General features: G+C 71.3%; 15 protein-coding genes. 2 read left to right on the top strand and 13 right to left on the bottom strand.

All coding sequences use genetic code 11. The features are described from left to right. Window positions 1-78: 78 nt before the first annotated feature. From EDC34_RS05170 to EDC34_RS05115, 12 genes are all read right to left on the bottom strand, one after another. Window positions 79-1,419, bottom strand: a complete 1,341-nt coding sequence (locus EDC34_RS05170) for a dicarboxylate/amino acid:cation symporter (RefSeq protein ID WP_114959792.1) — start codon at window positions 1,417-1,419, stop codon at window positions 79-81. Window positions 1,420-1,468: 49 nt separating this feature from the next. Then, window positions 1,469-3,145 carry a BatD family protein gene (locus EDC34_RS05165; protein WP_240311068.1) on the bottom strand — a complete coding sequence of 559 codons (1,677 nt, stop codon included), beginning with the start codon at window positions 3,143-3,145 and terminating at the stop codon, window positions 1,469-1,471. Further along, window positions 3,142-4,920, bottom strand: coding sequence for a VWA domain-containing protein (locus tag EDC34_RS05160; protein ID WP_114959793.1), 1,779 nt, complete (start codon window positions 4,918-4,920; stop codon window positions 3,142-3,144). Before EDC34_RS05160 ends, EDC34_RS05165 begins: the two co-directional genes overlap by 4 nt. Then, window positions 4,917-5,924, bottom strand: coding sequence for a vWA domain-containing protein (locus EDC34_RS05155; protein ID WP_114959794.1), 1,008 nt, complete (start codon window positions 5,922-5,924; stop codon window positions 4,917-4,919). Before EDC34_RS05155 ends, EDC34_RS05160 begins: the two co-directional genes overlap by 4 nt. Continuing rightward, complete coding sequence (locus EDC34_RS05150) at window positions 5,921-6,379, bottom strand: DUF4381 domain-containing protein (protein WP_114959795.1); 459 nt, start codon at window positions 6,377-6,379, stop codon at window positions 5,921-5,923. The genes EDC34_RS05155 and EDC34_RS05150 overlap by 4 nt, the downstream gene beginning before the upstream one ends. Further along, window positions 6,376-7,320: a DUF58 domain-containing protein gene (locus EDC34_RS05145; protein ID WP_114959796.1), complete on the bottom strand. Its 945-nt coding sequence runs from the start codon at window positions 7,318-7,320 to the stop codon at window positions 6,376-6,378. Before EDC34_RS05145 ends, EDC34_RS05150 begins: the two co-directional genes overlap by 4 nt. Window positions 7,321-7,323: 3 nt before the next feature. Further along, on the bottom strand, window positions 7,324-8,319 hold the full coding sequence (locus EDC34_RS05140) for an AAA family ATPase (RefSeq protein ID WP_114959797.1): 996 nt from the start codon (window positions 8,317-8,319) through the stop codon (window positions 7,324-7,326). A 124-nt stretch (window positions 8,320-8,443) separates the two neighbouring features. Further along, window positions 8,444-10,408 (bottom strand): type IV pilus secretin PilQ, encoded by a 1,965-nt coding sequence (locus EDC34_RS05135; RefSeq protein ID WP_114959798.1) that lies wholly within the window; start codon window positions 10,406-10,408, stop codon window positions 8,444-8,446. 15 nt (window positions 10,409-10,423) lie between these two features. After that, on the bottom strand, window positions 10,424-10,930 hold the full coding sequence (locus EDC34_RS05130; protein WP_114959799.1) for a pilus assembly protein PilP: 507 nt from the start codon (window positions 10,928-10,930) through the stop codon (window positions 10,424-10,426). Between the two features lie 14 nt (window positions 10,931-10,944). Continuing rightward, window positions 10,945-11,622, bottom strand: coding sequence for a type IV pilus inner membrane component PilO (locus EDC34_RS05125; RefSeq protein WP_114959800.1), 678 nt, complete (start codon window positions 11,620-11,622; stop codon window positions 10,945-10,947). Continuing rightward, the gene (locus EDC34_RS05120; RefSeq protein ID WP_114959801.1) at window positions 11,619-12,296 is read right to left on the bottom strand and encodes a PilN domain-containing protein; all 678 of its coding nucleotides are present in this window, start codon (window positions 12,294-12,296) and stop codon (window positions 11,619-11,621) included. Before EDC34_RS05120 ends, EDC34_RS05125 begins: the two co-directional genes overlap by 4 nt. Further along, window positions 12,296-13,354 carry a pilus assembly protein PilM gene (locus EDC34_RS05115; protein ID WP_114959802.1) on the bottom strand — a complete coding sequence of 353 codons (1,059 nt, stop codon included), beginning with the start codon at window positions 13,352-13,354 and terminating at the stop codon, window positions 12,296-12,298. Before EDC34_RS05115 ends, EDC34_RS05120 begins: the two co-directional genes overlap by 1 nt. Before the next feature lie 242 nt (window positions 13,355-13,596). Here EDC34_RS05115 and EDC34_RS05110 point away from each other — a divergent pair, with 242 nt between their 5' ends. Then, complete coding sequence (locus EDC34_RS05110; protein ID WP_114959803.1) at window positions 13,597-16,113, top strand: penicillin-binding protein 1A; 2,517 nt, start codon at window positions 13,597-13,599, stop codon at window positions 16,111-16,113. An 81-nt stretch (window positions 16,114-16,194) separates the two neighbouring features. Further along, a complete protein-coding gene (locus EDC34_RS05105) occupies window positions 16,195-16,875 on the top strand; it encodes a hypothetical protein (RefSeq protein WP_114959804.1) in 681 nt (226 codons plus the stop codon). Between the two features lie 108 nt (window positions 16,876-16,983). On the opposite strand, the gene EDC34_RS05100 is transcribed toward EDC34_RS05105, so the two are convergent. Continuing rightward, the gene (locus EDC34_RS05100; RefSeq protein ID WP_114959805.1) at window positions 16,984-18,273 is read right to left on the bottom strand and encodes a citrate synthase; all 1,290 of its coding nucleotides are present in this window, start codon (window positions 18,271-18,273) and stop codon (window positions 16,984-16,986) included. Window positions 18,274-18,456: the final 183 nt, after the last annotated feature.

Genomic DNA, 18,456 nt, shown 5'->3' with positions numbered 1-18,456 from the left:
GAAGCGGAGGAAGCGCCTATTGTCCCATCCCCGGCGGGGTGCTGTCGCGCGGCGCGCCCGCCAGCCCCATCCGGCCCCTCAGCGCACGATCTCGTCCAGTTTCTCCACCGCAGAATCGTCCAGCTCCTGCGCACCGCTGCGCTTGGCCACCACCACCGCCATCGCCAGGTCGCCGGTGACGTTGAGCGAGGTGCGGCACATGTCGAGGAAGGTGTTGACGCCAAGGATGATGCCGATCCCCGCAGGATCGAGGCCGACGACGCCGGCGATCATCGCGATCACCGGCAGCGAGCCGGACGGGATGCTGGCGGTGCCGATGCCGCCGAGGATGCACAGCACCAGCACCAGCACCTGCTCGCCCAGCGGCAGGTGCAACCCATAGACCTGGGCCAGGAACAGGATGGTGATGCCCTCGAACAGCGCCGAGCCGTGGTGGCTGGCGGAAGCCCCCACGGTCAGCACGAAACGGCTGATCTTGCGCGGCAGCTTGAGGTTCTCCTCGGCCACGCGCAGCGTCACCGGCAGCGTCGCCGCCGACGAGGCGGTGGCGAACGCCGTCAGCGAGGCTTCCTGCGAGCCGCGGAAGAACTCGCGCACGCTCATGCCGCCCATGAACTTCACCCACAGCGGCAGCACCACGAAGCCGTGGATGGCCAGCGCCAGCACCACCGTGACCACGAACCAGCCCAGCCCGACCAGCACCTCCCAGCCCATCTGCGCGCTCAGGATGAACATGAAGCAGGCCACGGCATACGGAGCCAGCTTCACGAACAGGCCGATCAGGTGCATGCACACCTCGAACAACCCGTGCAGCGCGTTCTTGAATGCCAAGGTGCCCGGCGTGGGCCGCATCACCAGGCCGATGCCGAACATCAGCGCGAAGAACACGATGCCCAGCTTCTTGCTGTCGTCGCCCATGGCGCCGACGATGTTGTGCGGGACGATGTCGACGATGATGTCGACGATATGCAATTCGCGGCCCTTCTCGACGATGGCGCCGGTCTTGGCCGCGTTGCTGCTCAGCGCCTGCTGCACCAGCGCCGGGTCCATGTGGGTGCCGGGCTGGATCAGGTTCGCCATCGCCAGCCCGATCAGCACCGCGATGCCGGTGACCACGGCGGTATAGACCAGCGTGCGCCAGCCCAGCCGGCCGAGGCTGGCGATGTCGCCCAGCTCGGCCACGCCCAGCACCAGCGCCGAGAAGATCAGCGGCACCACCAGCATGAACAGCAGGTTGAGGAAGATCGTGCCGAACGGCCGCGCCGCGTACTGGATCACGTCATTCACCCAGCCGGCGCCGGGCGCGACCAGATGCACCGCCAGCCCCAGCAGGGTGCCGAGCAGGAAGCCGATCCCCACCTTCAGATGCAGCGGGATGCCCTTGGCGGGCGCGGAAGGTGCGGTGTCGGAGGCGTGCATGCGGGGCTCGCGGAAACGGGCGAACTCCCAGCTTAACAAAGACGCCGCGCTACTCCGGATACAGCGGCGGCAGCGCCACCTGCGCGCGCCTGGCCTGCGTGCGCCAGCGCGGGCCTGCGGCGAAGGCCTGGCGCAGGGCCCGCAGCGCGGTCTCCGGCGCGCCACCGCCCCAGCGCGCGGCCTGCAGGGCGCGCACGGCCTGCACCTGCGCCGGATCGTCCAGGCGCGCACACACCGCATCCAGATCCTCGCCCGCCACGCCGGCGCCTGCGGTAAGGGCACGAGCGATCGCCGACAGATCGCCGCTGGCGAGCGCCGTGGACAACGCCGGTGCGGCCGCCGTCTGCGCGGCAGGCGCGGAGCCACGCGCGCGGCGCGCGCGCCAGCGCCGCACCCCGGCCATGCCCGCCGCCAGCAGCGCCAGCGCGAGCACGCCGCCCCAGAGCCACAGCGCGAGGGCGTCGCCGGCGTCGCGGTGGATGGCCGGCCGCCCCTTCGCCTGTGGCCCGGCGGCAGGCGACGGGGCGCGCGGTGCGGCCGGGGCGGTCGGGGATGCCGCGGGCGCGGCGCCATCTCCGGCGGAGACAGTGGCAGCGTTTCCGGGTGCCACCTGCAGCCGCAGCGGCGGCAACGTGGCCCGCTGCGCGCGGCCGGCATCGGCATCCCACCACGCCAACTGCGGCCCCGGCAGCGACAGCGCGCCCGGCTGCTGCGGCACCAGCGCGAACACCCGGCGTACGCTGACCCGCGGCCGTCCATCGACGAAACGCTCCTGCACCTGCGCCGGCTCTGGGAACACCTGCACCCCGGGCGTGGCCGGCCACTCAAGCGCCGGGGCCTGCGCGGCGGTGGCGCCCTCCGCCTCCAGTTCGACCTCGACCGTGGCCGCCGCGCCGGCGAAGGCCTGGGTCGGCGCCCGCAGGTAGCGCAGCTGCACCGCATGCAGCGGCAACCACGGCGAGGGTGCATCCGCCGGGATCGGGCGCACCTGCAGCAGCCGCGCCGGGGCCGCGGCGGCCACCGGCGTGCGATCGTCCTCGAACAGCGGGCCGGTGAACCCGGCGCCACGGATGGCGGTCAGGCGCGCGCCGGGCAGCAGCAGCGGGCCGCTGCGTTCGGGAATCAGCAGGTAATGCCGCTCCAGCACCTCGAAACGGCGGCCACCGAGCATGCGCTGGTACTGGATGTCCTCGCCCACCCGCTGCAGGCTGGCACCGGCCGGCGGATCGAGGTCGAGCTGGCCGGACAGCAGCGGAATGGCGTAGTTCAACCGCACGGTGACGCCCACGGTCTGCTGCACGTAGGGATGCTCGGCATCGACCGTGGTTTCCACGAACACGTCCGAGTTCGGCGTGGCCGGCTGCACGGTGGGCGCGCGCACCACCAGCTGCAACGGCGCGGTGGTTGCATTGCCCACCCGCAGCGATGGCACCGTCCAGGTGCCCGGGCCGCGCGGGCGCAACCCCACCGAAAACACGGCCTGCCGGCGCGCCTGCCCGTTCACCCAGCCGAACTGGCGGCGCACGCTCTGTCCGCCGAGCGCGAACTGCGCGCGCAGCGGCGCGTAGTCGATCTGGTCCACGGCCTGGTCGGTGACGATGTTCAGCGCCACCGTCTCGCCGTCGCTGATCTCGCTGCGATCCAGCCAGGCGCGGGTCTGCGCTGCGGCCGGCAGCGCGACCGCGGCCAGCAGCGCCAGCAGGCCGATGGCGAGGTGCCGGATCACGGCCCGCCCGCCTCGGCCCGGCGCCGGGCCTCCAGCTGCAGGCGCGCGCGCAGCAGCGCGCCCGGATCGTCCGGCACCCGCTGCAGCCAGGCCTGGTTGGCCAGCCGGCGCTCGCGCTCCTCGGCGGTTTCCGGGCGCGGCGCCGGCGTGGCCTGCATCGGCGCGCCCCCCGCCGGGCGGCCCTGCAGCGCCTGCTGCATGCGCGCGCGCTGGGCGGCATCGGCCTGCGCCTGCGCCAGCGCCTGTTCTGGCGACGGCTGCGATGGCTGCGGCGGGCCATCCGGCATCTTCCCGGCGGCCTGCGCTCCGGAGCGATCCTGCGCGGGCGACGGCGGAGGCGCGCCGTTTTTGCCCGCCGCGTCCTTGCTGCCCTGGCCGCGGCCGTCCTCCTTCTGCCCGGACGCCGGCGGGCCGCTGCCGGGGCGGGGCGCAGACGTATTGCCGGACGCAGAGGACGCAGGGGGCGGCGACTTGCGCTGGCGGGCCGCCTCCACCAGTTTGCGGTTGTAGATGGCATCGGCCATGCCGGGGCGCAGGCGCAGCGCGCGGTCGTAGGCGGCGAGCGCCTCGTCGTAGCGCCCGGCCTGAGCCAGCGCGTTGCCGAGGTCGTACTGGCTGTCGGCATCGGGCAGGCCGGAGAAGCGCGCGATGGCGGTGGCGTAATCCCCGCGCCGGTAGGCCGCCACGCCCTCCAGCCGGCGCGCATGGGCCGCCTGATCGGCGCGCTGCCAGAGGGTGCCGCGCGGCGCGCCCTCCTGCGCCGCGGCCGGCGGCGATGGCCATCCCAACGCGACCAGCAGCATCGCCGCCATGACGCCGCGCCGGAACAGCGGCAGCACGCATAGCAGCACCAGCGGCAGCAGCCAGAAGCCATCGTCGCGCCAGACCTGCGCCATCTGCCCCGCTGCCTCCCCCTCGGATGACTGCGGTTGCAGCACGCCCAGCGCGCGCAGGTCGGCATCGCCCGCGGTCATCGCCTGGTAGCGGCCGCCGCCGGCCGCGGCCAACGCCCGCAGCGAGGCCGCATCCAGCCGTGCCTGCCCCAGTCCGCCCGGTCCCGGGAATACGCCGCCCCGTGCGCTGCCGACGCCCAGCGCGGAAACCGTATAGCCGGCCGCGCGCGCACGCGCGGCGGCGGCCAGCGCCTCGGCGTCGGCATGGTCGGTCAGCAGCAGGATCTCGCCGCGGGCGAAGCCGGCCTGTTGCAGCAGCCGCTGCGACCAGGCGATCGCACGCGCGGGCTGGTGGCCGTCGGCGGGCATCACGTCCGGGGCCAGTGCATCGAGGAACAGGGCGACGTTGGCGGCATCGTCGGTCAGCGGCGCCACCGTATAGGCATCATCGGCAAACACCACCAGCGCCACCTCGCCGCCGCTGCGCTCACGCAGTAGCGTGGCCAGCTTGGCCCGCACCTGCGCCAGCCGGTTCGGTGGCAGATCGCGTGCCAGCATCGCCGAGGACAGGTCGAGTGCCAGCACCAGCGGCTGCCGGTTCTGCCACAGCGGCTGCGCGCGCTTGCCCGTGCTTGGCCCGGCCAGCGCCAGCACCGCCAGTGCCGCCCCCAGCAGGCCCAACCATTCCGCCCAGGCGCGGCGGGTGGCGGTGCCGCCCTCCAGCAGATGCGGCAGCAGATGCGCGTCCACCGCCTGCTGCCAGCCGCTGCGCCGGCGCGCGGCACGGCGCAGCCACAGCGCGAGCACCGGCAGCGCCAGCAAGCCCAGCAGCCACCACGGGCGCAGGAAATGCAGGCCCTCCGGCAGCAGCGCGATGCTCATGCCCGCCCCCTGCGCCAGGCCAGCGCCAGCAGGCCCAGCCCCAACGCCGCCGCCAGCGGCAGCGGGTAGCGCTCGATCCGCGGCCGCACCGCCTGCCCGGCCTGGGCCACCGGCTCCAGGCGGTCGATCGCGGCATAGGCCGCGGCCAGCTCGTCGGTGGCGCGGGCGCGGAAGAAACGCCCGCCGGTGAGCTGGGCAATGCGCGCCAGGCCCGCTTCGTCCACCTCGTCGCCGCCGCCCAGCGGCAGGCGGAAGCCGAAGACCGACACCGCCGCGCCTTCGCCGCCGAAGGCGATGGGATAGATGCGCACGCCGGCATCGCGGGCGATGCGGGCGGCCTTGTCCGGATCCAGCACGCCGGCCGTGTTCACCCCGTCGGTGAGCACGATCAGCACGCGCTCGGCGGCCGGGGCGTCCTGCAGCCGCTTCACCGCCAGCGCGATGGCATCTCCCAGGGCGGTGGCGCGCCCGGCCAGGCCGATCACGGCATCGCCCAGCTGCTGGCGCACGCTGGCCAGGTCCGCCGTCAACGGTGCCAGGACGAAGGCGCGGTCGCCGAACACGATCAGGCCGACCCGATCGCCCGTGCGGCGCTGCAGGAAATCGGCCAGCACCGCGCGCGCGGCGGTGAGCCGGTCCACCGGACGGCCGCCCAGTTCCATGTCCTCCTCGCCCATGCTGCCGGACAGATCCAGCGCCATCATCATCCCGCGCGCGGTCTGTGGCGGCACCACCGGCGGCCCCCATTGCTGCGGCCGCGCCGCCGCCACGCACAGCAACGCCCACGCCGCCCCGGCCAGCCACAGGGGCCCGTGCCCGCGGGCCGGGCCGGACGCACCGGCGGCGACCTGGCGCAGGCGCGCGCCCCACGGCACCCGCAGCGCCGCCTCAGTCGCCGCGCGCGGCGGCCACAGCAGGCGCACCAGCAGCGGCAGCGGTAGCGCCAGCAGCAGCCACGGCCAGGCGAATCCGTCGAAGGGCCACCACTCCGCCAGCATGCTCATGCCCGTTGCATCCACTGCAGGAATCGCCGCCGCGCCAGCACGCGCAGGGCTTCCAGCGCCGCCGGATCCACCTCGCGCCGGTACAGGCCCTCCAGCAGCAGTTGCCCCGGCCCGGTGGCAAAGGCGGGCTGTTTCCAGCCCGCATCCAGCAGGCGCAGCCAGGCCTCGCCCTGCAAGCGGTCGGCCTGTGGGTCGATCCGGCGCGCCGCGCGCCGCAGCAGCTCGGAGATCGCCGCCACCTGTGCCGGGCCCGGCTGCGCCTGGGCCACGTGCGCATCGAACAGCCTTGCCCACATGCGCAGGCGGCGCTGCCGTCGCCAGAACCAGGCCGTGAGCAGCACCAGCACCAGCAGCAGCCCACCCGCCAGCCACCACCAGCCCGGCGCCGGCGGCCACCAGCCGGGAGCCACACCAGGGTGCACGTCGCGCAGCGGCAGCGGCACGCCCGGCGTCATCGTGCCCCCCGTGGCCTGGGTGCATCCAGCAGCGGCAGCCAGGCGTTGCTGGGATCCGCGCCGGACAGTACCTGCGCGCGCACGCCGGCCCGCTGCAGCAGCGCCTGCGCCTGTGCCAGCGGCTGCGCGAACGCATGCTGCCAGCGCCGACGCACGCCTTCGGCATCCAGCGCCAGCGCCAGGTGCGCCCCCTGTGCCGGTGCGAACGCCAGCGTCGCGCGCGGCGGCGCCTCTTCCAGCGGATCGGTGAGCAGCAGCACGCTGGCATCGAAGCGTCCGAGCGCCGCCCACAGCGTCGCCGCCACGCCACCTACGCTGGCCGGATCGGCCAGCACCAGCACGCGCGATCCAGGGCGCAACAAGCGCCGCGCGTGCTCCAGCGCCAGCGTCAGCCCGGCATCGTCCGGCGGTGGCTGCGCATACCAGCGCACCAGCGCATCCAGCACGTGCAGCACGCCGCGGGTGCCGGTCGCCGGCGGCACCGGCGCTTCCTGCATGCTGCCGCGCAGGGCTGCCACGCGATCGCCGTCGCGCAGCGCCAGCCACGCCATCAGCGCCCCCGCGCGCGCCGCCTGCACCGACTTGAAACGCACTCGGGTGCCGAAATACAGCAGTGGCGAGGTGTCCGCCACCAGCAGGGTGAGGCGCTCGCGCTCGGCCTGGAACAGCTTGGTATGCGCCTTGCCACTGCGGGCGGTGAGCCGCCAGTCGATGTGGCGGGCATCATCGCCCGGGCTGTATTCGCGCGATTCGGCGTATTCCATCCCGCGCCCGCGCAGGGTGGACAGCGCATGCCCCTGCACGCCGTGCGCCCCGCGCCGCGGCGGCCGCCGGCCCTGCACCAGCGCGCGCAGGGCCAGCAGCTCGGCCAGCTGCGGGGCGATGCCAGCCCCGCTGCCAATGGTCTGCGCACCTGTCTGCGTGGCCCCGGCTGCCTTCATGGCTTACGGCAGCGGCACCCGCTGCAGCAGTTCATCCACCAGCCGCGCGCCGTCCCAGCCTTCCGCGGTGGCCTCGAAGCTGGGCAGCACCCGGTGTCGCAGGACGTCGGGCGCGACCGCGCGCACGTCCTCGGGCGTGACGAAATCGCGCCCGGCCAGCCAGGCGCGCGCGCGCGCGCAGCGTTCCAGCGCGATCGAGCCGCGGGGGCTGGCACCCCAGGCGATCCGGCGCGCCAGCGCCGCGTCGTAGCGGCTGGGATCGCGCGAGGCCAGCACCAGTTCCACCAGATAGCGCTCCAGCGCGGGCGCCAGGTGCAGCTCCAGCACCGCCCGGCGCGCGGCGAACACGTCGTCCTGGCTGATCCGCGCCGTCGGGGCGGGCGGCGGGGGCTGCAGCGCATCGCGGGCGCGCAGGCGCGCCAGCTGCAGGATCTGGGCCTCCGCCTCGGCCTGCGGGTAGCCGATGCGCACGTGCATCAGGAAGCGGTCCAGCTGCGCCTCCGGCAGCGGGAACGTGCCCTCCTGCTCGATCGGGTTCTGGGTGGCCATGACCAAAAACAGCGGCGGCAGCGGATAGGTGCGCCGCCCCACGGTCGCCTGGCGCTCGCCCATCGCCTCCAGCAGCGCCGACTGCACCTTGGCCGGGGCGCGGTTGATCTCGTCCGCCAGCAGCAGGGAGTGGAAGATCGGGCCGGGCTGGAACTCGAACCGGCCGTCCTGCGGACGCCAGACCTCGGTGCCGGTGAGGTCGGCCGGCAGCAGGTCGGGGGTGAACTGGACGCGCGCGAAATCGGCTTCCAGGCGCGCCGCCAGCGCCCGGATCGCGGTGGTCTTGGCCAGCCCCGGCGCGCCCTCCACCAGCAGGTGGCCGTCGGCCAGCAGCGCGATCAGCAGCCGCTCGATGAGCGCCTCCTGGCCGATGATCTCCTGCTGCAAGGCCTGCTGCAGCTGCTGGAAGCGGTCATGCAATGACGGAGTAGGCGCGTGTGCGGTATCCATGGGCGGGCATCCTGCGAATGGCGGTTGGACCGCGCGGCGCGGCGAAGGTTCGCCCATGGTGCCGCCGCACGAACGAAAACGGGAGCCCTGCGGCTCCCGTCTCCGTACAGCGATGGCGCAACGCTCAGCGCTGGGCGACGCGCATGACCTTCGGGGTCACGAAGATCAGCAGCTCGGCCTTGGTCTTCGAGCGGCTCTTGTTCTTGAACAGGTTTCCAAGGATCGGGATGTCACCCAGGAACGGCACCTTGGAGATATCGGTGGTGTCGTTGAACTCATACACGCCGCCGATCACGACGGTTTGGCCATCGTCCACCAGCACCGCGGTATTGACCTCGCGACGGGCGATCTGCGGCACCTGGCCGAAGCTGCCGAGGCTGATGAAGCCGTCGAGCTCGTCCTTCTTCACGCCCATGTTGAGGAACACGCGACCGTCGTTGGTGATGGTCGGGGTCACCTTCAGCTCCAGCAGCGCTTCCTTGAACTGCACGGTGGGCACGTTGCCGCCCTGGCCGCCGGACACGGTGAGGTAGCCGATTTCCTTACCCTGCCGGATGGTGGCTTCCTTCTGGTTGCTGGTCACCACGCGCGGGTTGGAGATCACCTCGGCGCGGCCCTGCTCCTGGATCGCGGACAGCTCCACGTCCAGCGCATAACCAGCGTTGAGGATCGATAGCGCCAGCGAACCGCCCGGGTTCTGCAGCGCGGCCGGCATGTTCCAGTTGAGGCCGCGGGTGATGGTGGGCACCGCCGGCGGGCTAGGCGGCGGCGTGGTGCTGTTGGCCAGCGCGGCGTTGGTGATGGCGTTCTGGTTGAGGATGTTGTTGGCGATGCTGTTGCCGTAGTAGATCTTATTGTTGTTGCCGGTCCCGGTGATGCCGAACTTGGCGCCCAGCTCGCGCGCCACGTTCTCGTTGGCGATCACGATGCGGGCCTCGATCACCACCTGGTCGACCGGCTTGTCCAGCTCCTGCACCAGCTTCTTGATCCCCTCCACCTTCTGCGGGATGTCCACCACCAGCAGGGTGTTGGTGCGCTTGTCGAAGCTGATGCTGCCGCGACCGGACAGGAAGCCGCGGTCCTGGGCGTTCTGGCCGCCTGGCTGGCCGCCGGTCATCTGGTTACCCTTGCTCTCCTCGGTGAGCAGGCGGGCGATGTCCTCGGCGTTGGCGTAGTTGACCGGGATGTACTCGGTGACCTTGGCGGCGCGCTCCTCGAGGTTGATGCGGGCGTCTTCCTTGGCCTGCTCGAAGTCGGCGATCTCTTTCTGCGGGGCCACCCACACCACGTTGCCGTTGCGGCGCTTGTCCAGCGACTTGGCCTGCAGCACCAGGTCCAAGGCCTGGTCCCAGGGCACGTTGACCAGACGCAGGGTGACGTTGCCCTGCACGGTGTCGGCGGCGACGATGTTGAGGTTGGACTCCTCGGCGATCAGCTGCAGGACGGTGCGCACCGGCACGTCCTGGAAGTTGAAGGTCACCGGCTTGCCGCTATAGCGCACGGAGGCGCTGGCGCTGGTATCACCGCTGCTGGCGGCGCCCATGGCCTTGCCGGCGCCGGCCGTGGCGGCGGCAACCGGATTCGCGCGCGGCACGATCTCGACGATGTACTCGTTGCCGCTCTGGTAGGCCATCGACTCGAACATGCCCTTGGTGCCCAGCACCAGCTGCGCGCCGCTGCTGGTGGCGTGGGCCTCGACGCGCTGCACCGGGGTGGCGAAATCGACCACGTTGATCGGGCGCTGCAGCGAGGCCGGCAGCTGGGCGTTGCCGATATCGATCACCACGTTGGAGCCCATGGTGCGCAGGTCGGGGGCGGCGCCGTTGCCGGAGAAGCGCAGGATCAGCTTGCCGGAGCCGCCGTCGCCGCGCTTGAAGTCGATCGCCGACACGGACACCGCGTCGGGCAGGCGCTTGGCGGGATCCGCCATGCCCCCGGTCGCGGACTGCCCGATGCCGGCGGCATGCGCTGGGGACGACATGGAGCCCGCGCCAACCGTGGCCAGGCCGAGCGCGAGGGCGACGGCGAGGGCCCGCGAGGGCAGGTGGCGCCGGACAGGCTGCATTTGCTTGGCGTTGGTGAAGGTCATCTGTCTATTCCCCAATCAATTGTCGAGCGCCATCTTGGCGGGGCGTTCCAGCCAGCCACCCGCGCCATCCGGTACCAGTTCGACCAGCTCAATCCGGTCTTCGAACACGCCGGTCACCCGGCCATCGCTTTGCCCCATGTAGTCGCCGGGCTTGACGCGGTAGGTCACCTTGTCGGGCGCCATCACCAGCGCGACCAGGTTCTTGCCGCTGCCGAGCGTGCCGACCATCTTCAGGCTGTCCAGCGAGAACATCTCCAGCGTCTGCTTGCGCCGGCCCGGATCCGGGCGCGGGCCACCGGCGCCCTCGCCGGTGAACGTCTGGTCGAACGGATCGCGCATGTTCTGCGCGGTGTATTCGAAGGTCTCGAACTGCTGCATGGTCGGCAGCGGCTCCAGCGGCGGCGCCGGCTTGGCCTTGACCTCGGCCACCCACTTCTCGAGGTCACCGCGACTGCCACCGCAGGCGACCAGGGACAACGTGACCAGCAGCAGGGCGAGCGCGCCAGCGAGGCGACGAAGCATTGAGGTGCGCATGCTCACTTGCCCCCCTTGTTGTCGCCAGCCTTGCCCGACTCGGAGTCGGCGGATTCATCCTCATCCAGGTAGCGGTAGGTCTTGACCGTGCCCGCCAGCTCCAGCGGGGTGTTGGGGCCGATCCGGGCGTTCGGGTTGTCCTTGCTCTTCTTCGGCTGCAGGGAGATGTCATGCATGGTCATGATCACTACCCGCGGCAGCGAGGCCACGCCGCTGACGAAGGCCCCGAACTGATGATAGGTGCCCACCATCCGCAGCATGATGGGTTTCTCCGCGTAGAACTCCTGCTTGGCTTCCGGGCCGGGCTGGAACAGGTCGTTCTGGATGCCGGTCGCCAGCGCGGTCTGGGAGATGTCCACGATCAGGTCGGGCATCTCGGTCTTGCTGGGTAGCTGGCGCAGCATCTGCTGCAACTGCTGTTCCATCTGCGCCAGCTGCTGCTTGAGCGGCTCGAGGTTGGCGGCGCGCCCCTGCTTGGTCTCGAATTCGGTACGCAGGTCGGATTCCTGCGCCTCCAGGCGCTTGAGCTCGTCGCGCTGGCCGCTGATGGCCAGGAACCAGGCAATCACCACGATCACCAGCGCCAGCAGTCCGCAGAACACCAGCTGCGCCTCACGCGGCCAGCCGCCGATGTTGTTGATGTCGAGTTCGCGGAGATTGATCTTCTTCTTCGTGCTCACGACGCATTCCCTCCGGCGGCGGGCGTGGCCGGCGCGGCCTGGGCCGGCGCGGCGGCCGGCGTCGATGCGGGCGCTGCTGCAGGCGCAGCAGCCGGCGCCTGCGGGCTGGCGCCCTGCCCGTCCTTGGCCGCGCTGGGATTGGCCAGCTTGACCTTCAGGTTGAACTCATACGGCAGGGCCGGGTTGCCTTCCTTCGCCTCGATCACGTTGAGATCGGGGTTGGTCATCCAGCCCGAGCTCTCCAGGTTGCGCATATAGGTGGACACCCGCGCGTTCGACTGCGAACGCCCGCTGAGGGTCAGGATGTCGCCTTCCTGCTTGATCGAGGTCAGCGCCACCCCATCGGGGATGGTGCGCACCAGCGAGTCGAACAGGTGCACCATCTGCGAGCGGTTGGCCTGCAGCTGCTCGATCACTTCCTTGCGCGCCAGCAGCTTGGCCTTCTTCTTGTCGAGCTCCTGGATTTCCTTGATCTGGCCATCGACCTTGGTGATCTCGCCGCGCAGGTATTCATTGCGCGCGTTCTGCCCGGCGATCCAGCCGCCGTAGAGGCTGTAGATCAGGATCGAGACCAGGATGCCGGCGACCACCGCCAGCCCCAGCATCCCGAAGAATTCCTTCTGCCGGGCCTTGCGGCGCTCTTCGCGCCACGGGAGGAGATTGATCCGTGCCATCAGTCGAAGCTCCTCAGTGCGAGCCCGCAGGCGATCATGAGTGCCGGCGCGTCCTGCGCCAGGGCATTGGCCTGCACGCGCGGCCCCAGGGTCATCTGCGCCAGCGGGTTGGCCATCACGCTGGGGATGCCCAGCTGCTCCTCGACCATCGCGGCGATGCCGGGGATGGAGGCGCAGCCGCCGGCCAGCACCACCTGGTCGACCCGGTTGAACTCGCTGCCGGCGTAGAAGAACTGCAGCAGGCGGCTGACCTGCTGGACCATCGCTTCCTTGAACGGCTCCAGCACCTCGATCTCGTAGCTCTCCGGCAGGCCGCCCTGGCGCTTGGCCAGGCCGGCCTCCTCGTAGCTGAGGCTGTAGCGGCGCATCACTTCGTCAGTGAGCTGCTTGCCGCCGAACACGTTCTCGCGGGTGTAGATGCTGCGACCACCGCGGAGCACGTTGAGCGTGGTCATGGTGGCGCCGACATCGACCAGCGCCACCAGGCCATCGCGCGGGATGTTCAGGGTCGGCGCGATCAGCGCGAAGGCGTTCTCGATGCAGAAGGCCTCGACGTCGATCACCTTGGCCACCAGCCCGCCGAGTTCGAGCGCCGAGGCGCGCACCTCGACGTTCTCCGAGCGCGAGGCCGCCAGCAGCACCTGCACCATCTCGTTGTTGCCGGGCACCGGGCCGAGCACCTCGAAATCGAGGTTGACCTCCTCGACCGGATACGGGATGTAGTTGACCGCCTCGAGTTCGATCTGGGACTCCATCTCGTCCTCGTCCAGCGCGGCCGGCATGGTGATGACCTTGGTGATCACCGAGGAACCGGACACCGCGGCGGCGGCGTTCTTGACCCGTGAGCCGGAGCGGGCGACGGCGCGGCGGATCGCCTCGCCCACCGCCTCGACCTCGACCAGATTCTTCTCGACCACGGCGTTCGGCGGCAGCGGCTCCACCGCGTAGTGCTCCACGCGGTAGCGGTCGCCGGTGCGCGCCAACTGCAGCAGCTTGACCGCAGTCGAACTGATGTCCACGCCGATCAGCGGCGCTTGCGTCTTCGTCCCCAGCCCCACGGCATCTCCCCTTCCCACGGGCGCTTACACGCGCCTGGTGCAGTAATACATGAATAACGGAGTTTTCACTTCAAGGCAAGCCCCGACTGCCGGCATTGCCCGCGCCACTGCCGCTTTCCGTCCCGCTCGGCTGCACCAACGCTGTCGTCGATGCCGGCCGGCCACCCCCGTGGGCCGGTGGATACCGGCGCGGCCATCATATACTCCGCGGCCACGTTTGCTGCAATCGGAATTCCGTGACCATGCTCCATTTTCCTCGCCTGGTGCGCTGGCTGCTGCTGGCGGCCTTCCTCATTTGCCTCATCGGCGCAGGCGTGGTCGGGGCGATGGTGTATGCGGTCAACGCACGCCTGCCGGACGTGCAGGCGCTGCGCACCATCGAGCTGCAGGAACCGATGTACGTGTATGCGCGCGATGGCCGCCTGATCGGCCTGTTCGGGGAGATGCGGCGCTACCCGGTGCGGATCCAGCAGGTCCCGCTGCGGGTGCGGCAGGCCTTCCTGGCCGCCGAGGACGCCAATTTCTACGAGCACGGCGGGGTGGATCCGAGCGGGATTGCGCGCGCGGTCTGGCTGCTGGCCAAGACCGGCGGCCAGGAGCGCGTGGCCGGCGGCTCCACCATCACCCAGCAGGTGGCCAAGCAGTTCTTCCTCAGCTCCGAATACAGCTTCCGGCGCAAGTTCGCGGAAATGCTGCTGGCGATGAAGATGGAGCGCGAGCTGAGCAAGGACGAGATCTTCGAGCTCTACCTCAACAAGAGCTTCTTCGGGAACCGCGCCTACGGGGTGGCCGCCGCGGCCGAGTACTACTACGGCAAGACCCTCGACCAGCTGAGCCTGGACGAGGCCGCCACCCTGGCCGGCATCCCCAAGTTCCCGTCCAGCGGCAACCCGATCAGCAATCCCGAGCGCGCACGCCTGCGCCGCGACAACTACATCCTGCCGCGCATGGCCGAGCTGGGCTTCGTCAGCCGCGCCGAGGCGGAGGCGGCGCGCCAGGTCCCGATGCACGCCGCGCCGCACGAGCCCAAGGTCGAGGTGTATGCCCCTTACGTGGCCGAGATGGTGCGCCAGCAGATGGTGGACCGCTTCGGCGGCGACGTGCTGAACAAGGGCTACCGGGTCACCACCACCATCGACCCGGTGCTGCAGGCCGCCGCCGACCGCGCGGTGGTGGACGGCCTGCGCGTGTACGACCGCCGCCACGGCTGGCGCAAGCCGGAGCAGAGCGTGCAGATCCCGGCCGGCGCCGACCCGCGCGCGATCGGCCAGCTGCTGCGCGCCATCCCCGCCCAGGGCGGCCTGCTGCCGGCGGTGGTGGTGGACAACGGCGGCGGCGTGCTGCGCGTGGTGCTGGCCGATGGCCGCGAGCTGGCGCTGGCCGGCAGCGCGCTGGCCTGGACCGGCAAGCCGGCGGCGGCCCTGGCCCAGCGCGGCGACGTGGTGCGCGTGCGCCGGCTGCCGGGCGACAAGCCGGACGCGCCGCCGCAGTGGGAGCTCGACCAGATCCCGCGCGCGCAGGCCGCGCTGGTGTCGCTGGATGCCGATACCGGCGCCCTGCGCGCGCTGGTGGGCGGCTACAGCTTCGCCGGCAACAAGTTCAACCGCGCCACCCAGGCCCGCCGCCAGCCCGGCTCCAGCTTCAAGCCGTTCCTGTACGCGGCGGCGTTCGAGCGCGGCTTCAACCCCGCCTCGATCGTGCTGGACGCGCCGGTGGTGTTCAAGGACCGCAAGGGCCACGAGTGGCGGCCGCAGAACGACACCGGCAACTTCGCCGGCCCGATGCGCATCCGCGAGGCGCTGGTGCAGTCGCGCAACCTGGTCTCGGTGCGCCTGCTGGATGCCATCGGGGTCGACTACGCGCGCCGCTACATCAGCCACTTCGGGTTCGACGAGGCCAGCCTGCCGCCGAACCTGTCGATGTCGCTGGGCACGGCCTCGCTGACCCCGCTGTCGGTGGCGCGCGGCTACACCGCGTTCGCCAACGGCGGTTTCCTGGTGACGCCGTGGGTGATCGACAGCGTGCGCGACCGCGACGGCAAGGTGGTGTTCCAGGAGCATCCGGCCATCGCCTGCCCCACCTGCCAGACCGCCGCGGTGCCGGGGCAGCCGGCCACCACCGCCAGCGTCGGCGGCAAGGTGGACGGCTTCGACCTCGGCCCGGCCGGCGCCGCGCCAGCACCCGCCAGTCCTGCCGCACAAACCGCCAGCCCCGCGCCGGCACCTGCGCCGGCGGACCAGCCGGCGCCGTCGCTGGCGCCGCGCGCGATCGACCCGCGGGTCGCCTGGCAGCTGGCCTCGATGATGCGCGACGTGGTCAAGCGCGGCACCGCCACCGCCGCGCGCGTCCTCAACCGGGATGACATCGGCGGCAAGACCGGCTCCACCAACGAGCACCGCGACGCCTGGTTCTCCGGCTTCGGCGGCCCCTACGTCACCACCGTCTGGGTCGGCCGCGACGACTTCCAGTCGCTGGGCTACCGCGAGTACGGCGGCAAGGCCGCGCTGCCGATCTGGATCAGCTACATGCAGGTGGCGCTGAAGGACCAGCCGCTGCGCCTGCCCGATCCGCCGGCCGGCATGGTGAAGGTGGTGGTGGGCGCCAACGGCCGCCTGCTGCCCGGCGGCGACGGCGATGGCGGGATCGTGGAGTGGATCAAGGCCGAGGACCTGCAGCGCATGCAGGAGGAGGCGCTGACCGAGCCGGAACCGCAGGACAGCCAGCAGGCGCCGGCCGAACAGGCGTTCGACATCTTCTGACCGCGGCCGTCATCCGCCGCGGGTGACGCCCCGGCCCCGGCTCGGGTAGAGTCGGGGCAGGCCACCGCGGAGGATCCGACGATGCCTGGACCGCGCCCGCATGCCACCGCGCATGCCCACACCCACGCCGTCACCCGGGTCCGCGAACGCCGCCAGCGGCTCGCCGCGGAAGCCGCCCGGGTGATGGTGGAAGGCGGCATCCGCGATTTCCGCTTGGCCAAGCGCAAGGCCGCGCAGCGGCTGGGGATCTTCGACGACGCCTCGCTGCCCGGCAACCGCGAGATCGAGGACGCCCTGCGCGAATACCAGCGCCTGTTCCAGCGCGCGCAGCAACCGGACGCCCTGCGCCAGCGCCGGGAAGCCGCGCTGCCGGCGCTGGAGTTCTTCGCGGCGTTCCAGCCGCGCGTGGTCGGCCCGGTCTGGGACGGCACCGCCGATGCCCACTCCGCGATCGCCCTGCACCTGCACAGCGACGATCCCGACGCGGTGCCGCGCTGGCTGGCCGAGCATGCGATCCCGGCGCGCCCGCGCCACCACCGCCTGCGGCTGGACCACGAGCGCGAGGTGGATGCACCGGCCTGGCTGTTCGCCGCCGACGGGCTGGAGTTCGACGCCACCGTGCTGCCGCTGGACTGCCTGCGCCAGGCCCCGCTATCGGGCGTGGACGGGCGGCCGATGCGCCGCGGCAGTGCCCGCCAGCTGCGCGCGCTGCTGGCCGCGGAGGAAATCGCCGGGCACGAGGCCGAGGCGCTGGCGCGCTGACCAAGGGGCAGCCCTTCCGCATCTCCCCCGGAAACGCGAACGCCCCGCGCGGGGCGGGGCGTTGCGTGGTCATGCCAGACCGGACTCGTCGCAGCCCTGGCGGGCGTCTCAGCGCTTGTCCACCGGGACGTAGTCGCGCACGCCGCTGCCGGTGTAGAGCTGGCGCGGGCGGCCGATGCGGGCGCCGGGGGTTTCGTGCTGCTCGATCCAGTGCGCGATCCAGCCGGCGGTGCGCGCGATCGCGAACATCACCGTGAACATCTCGGTCGGGATGCGCAGGGCCTTGTAGATGATGCCGGAGTAGAAATCCACGTTCGGGTACAGCTTGCGCTCGACGAAGTACTCGTCCTTCAGCGCGGCCTCCTCCAGCTTCATCGCGACCTCCAGCAGCGGGTCGTTGACCCCCAGCTCGGCCAGCACCTTGTGGCACATCTCGCGGATGATCTTCGCGCGCGGGTCGAAGTTCTTGTACACGCGGTGGCCGAAGCCCATCAGGCGGAAGTTGTCGTTCTTGTCCTTGGCGCGGCGCACCGCGGATTCCACGTTGTCCGGGCTGCCGATCTCCTCCAGCATCTTCAGCACCGCCTCGTTGGCGCCGCCATGCGCCGGACCCCACAGCGCGGTGATGCCCGCGGCGACCGAGGCGTACGGGTTGGCGCCGGTGGAGCCGACCAGGCGCACGGTGGAGGTGGAGGCGTTCTGCTCGTGGTCGGCGTGCAGGATGAACAGCAGGTCCAGCGCCTTGGCCGCCACCGGGTTCAGCTGCAGCGGCTCGCTGGGCACCTCGAACATCATGTGCAGGAAGCGCTCGACGTACTCGAGGTTGTTGCGCGGATAGCTGAACGGCCAGCCGATCGAATAGCGATAACACGCCGCGGCGATGGTCGGCATCTTCGCGATCAGGCGGATCGCGGCCATCTTGCGGTCGGCCGGGTCATCCACGTCCAAGTTGTCGTGGTAGAAGGCCGACAGCGAGGCCACCGAGGCCGCCAGCATCGCCATCGGGTGGGCGTCGTGGTGGAAGCCGCGGAAGAAGTGCTTCAGCGACTCGTGCATCATGGTGTGATGCGACACCGCGTGCTCGAAGCCGGCGAACTCCTCCTTGCTGGGCAGTTCGCCGTTGAGCAGCAGGTAGGCCACTTCCAGGAAGCTGGACTTCTCGGCCAGCTGCTCGATCGGATAGCCGCGGTACAGCAGCACGCCGGCGTCGCCGTCGATGTAGGTGATCGCGCTCTTGGTGCTGGCGGTGGCGCCAAAGCCCGGATCGAAGGTGAAGCAGCCGGACTCCTTGGGCAGCGCGGCGATATCCACGCAGGGCTGGCCCAGGGTGGGCTGCAGCACGGGCAGGTCGAATGCCTTGCCGCCCGCGGTCAGGGTGATCTTGTCAAGTTCGGACATGGCGCAACTCCTTGTGGGGGTGCGGGGCGCCGGCGCGAGCGCGCCATGCGCCTGCGCATGGGAAGCGCGAATTATCGCACAGGCCACCCGGCGGCGAACCCCGACCATGGTCCAGACCCCGGGACGGAGCGGGGGCCCCGCCGCCGCGTCATCCGGCCCGGAAAACGCGAAAGCCACCCGCGA

Source organism: Thermomonas haemolytica (assembly GCF_004346265.1).
GTDB lineage: Bacteria > Pseudomonadota > Gammaproteobacteria > Xanthomonadales > Xanthomonadaceae > Thermomonas > Thermomonas haemolytica.
Note: the sequence above shows the minus strand (reverse complement) of the source record. Positions and strands in the feature narration are given on the sequence as shown.

Excerpts from the sequence above, each read along its gene's own strand:
- EDC34_RS05170 (WP_114959792.1), bottom strand. The coding sequence starts at position 1,419 with ATGCACGCCTCCGACACCGCACCTTCCGCGCCCGCCAAGGGCATCCCG.
- EDC34_RS05160 (WP_114959793.1), bottom strand. The coding sequence starts at position 4,920 with ATGAGCATCGCGCTGCTGCCGGAGGGCCTGCATTTCCTGCGCCCGTGG.
- EDC34_RS05155 (WP_114959794.1), bottom strand. The coding sequence starts at position 5,924 with ATGAGCATGCTGGCGGAGTGGTGGCCCTTCGACGGATTCGCCTGGCCG.
- EDC34_RS05150 (WP_114959795.1), bottom strand. The coding sequence starts at position 6,379 with ATGACGCCGGGCGTGCCGCTGCCGCTGCGCGACGTGCACCCTGGTGTG.
- EDC34_RS05145 (WP_114959796.1), bottom strand. The coding sequence starts at position 7,320 with ATGAAGGCAGCCGGGGCCACGCAGACAGGTGCGCAGACCATTGGCAGC.
- EDC34_RS05140 (WP_114959797.1), bottom strand. The coding sequence starts at position 8,319 with ATGGATACCGCACACGCGCCTACTCCGTCATTGCATGACCGCTTCCAG.
- EDC34_RS05135 (WP_114959798.1), bottom strand. The coding sequence starts at position 10,408 with ATGACCTTCACCAACGCCAAGCAAATGCAGCCTGTCCGGCGCCACCTG.
- EDC34_RS05130 (WP_114959799.1), bottom strand. The coding sequence starts at position 10,930 with ATGCTTCGTCGCCTCGCTGGCGCGCTCGCCCTGCTGCTGGTCACGTTG.
- EDC34_RS05120 (WP_114959801.1), bottom strand. The coding sequence starts at position 12,296 with ATGGCACGGATCAATCTCCTCCCGTGGCGCGAAGAGCGCCGCAAGGCC.
- EDC34_RS05110 (WP_114959803.1), top strand. The coding sequence starts at position 13,597 with ATGCTCCATTTTCCTCGCCTGGTGCGCTGGCTGCTGCTGGCGGCCTTC.
- EDC34_RS05105 (WP_114959804.1), top strand. The coding sequence starts at position 16,195 with ATGCCTGGACCGCGCCCGCATGCCACCGCGCATGCCCACACCCACGCC.
- EDC34_RS05100 (WP_114959805.1), bottom strand. The coding sequence starts at position 18,273 with ATGTCCGAACTTGACAAGATCACCCTGACCGCGGGCGGCAAGGCATTC.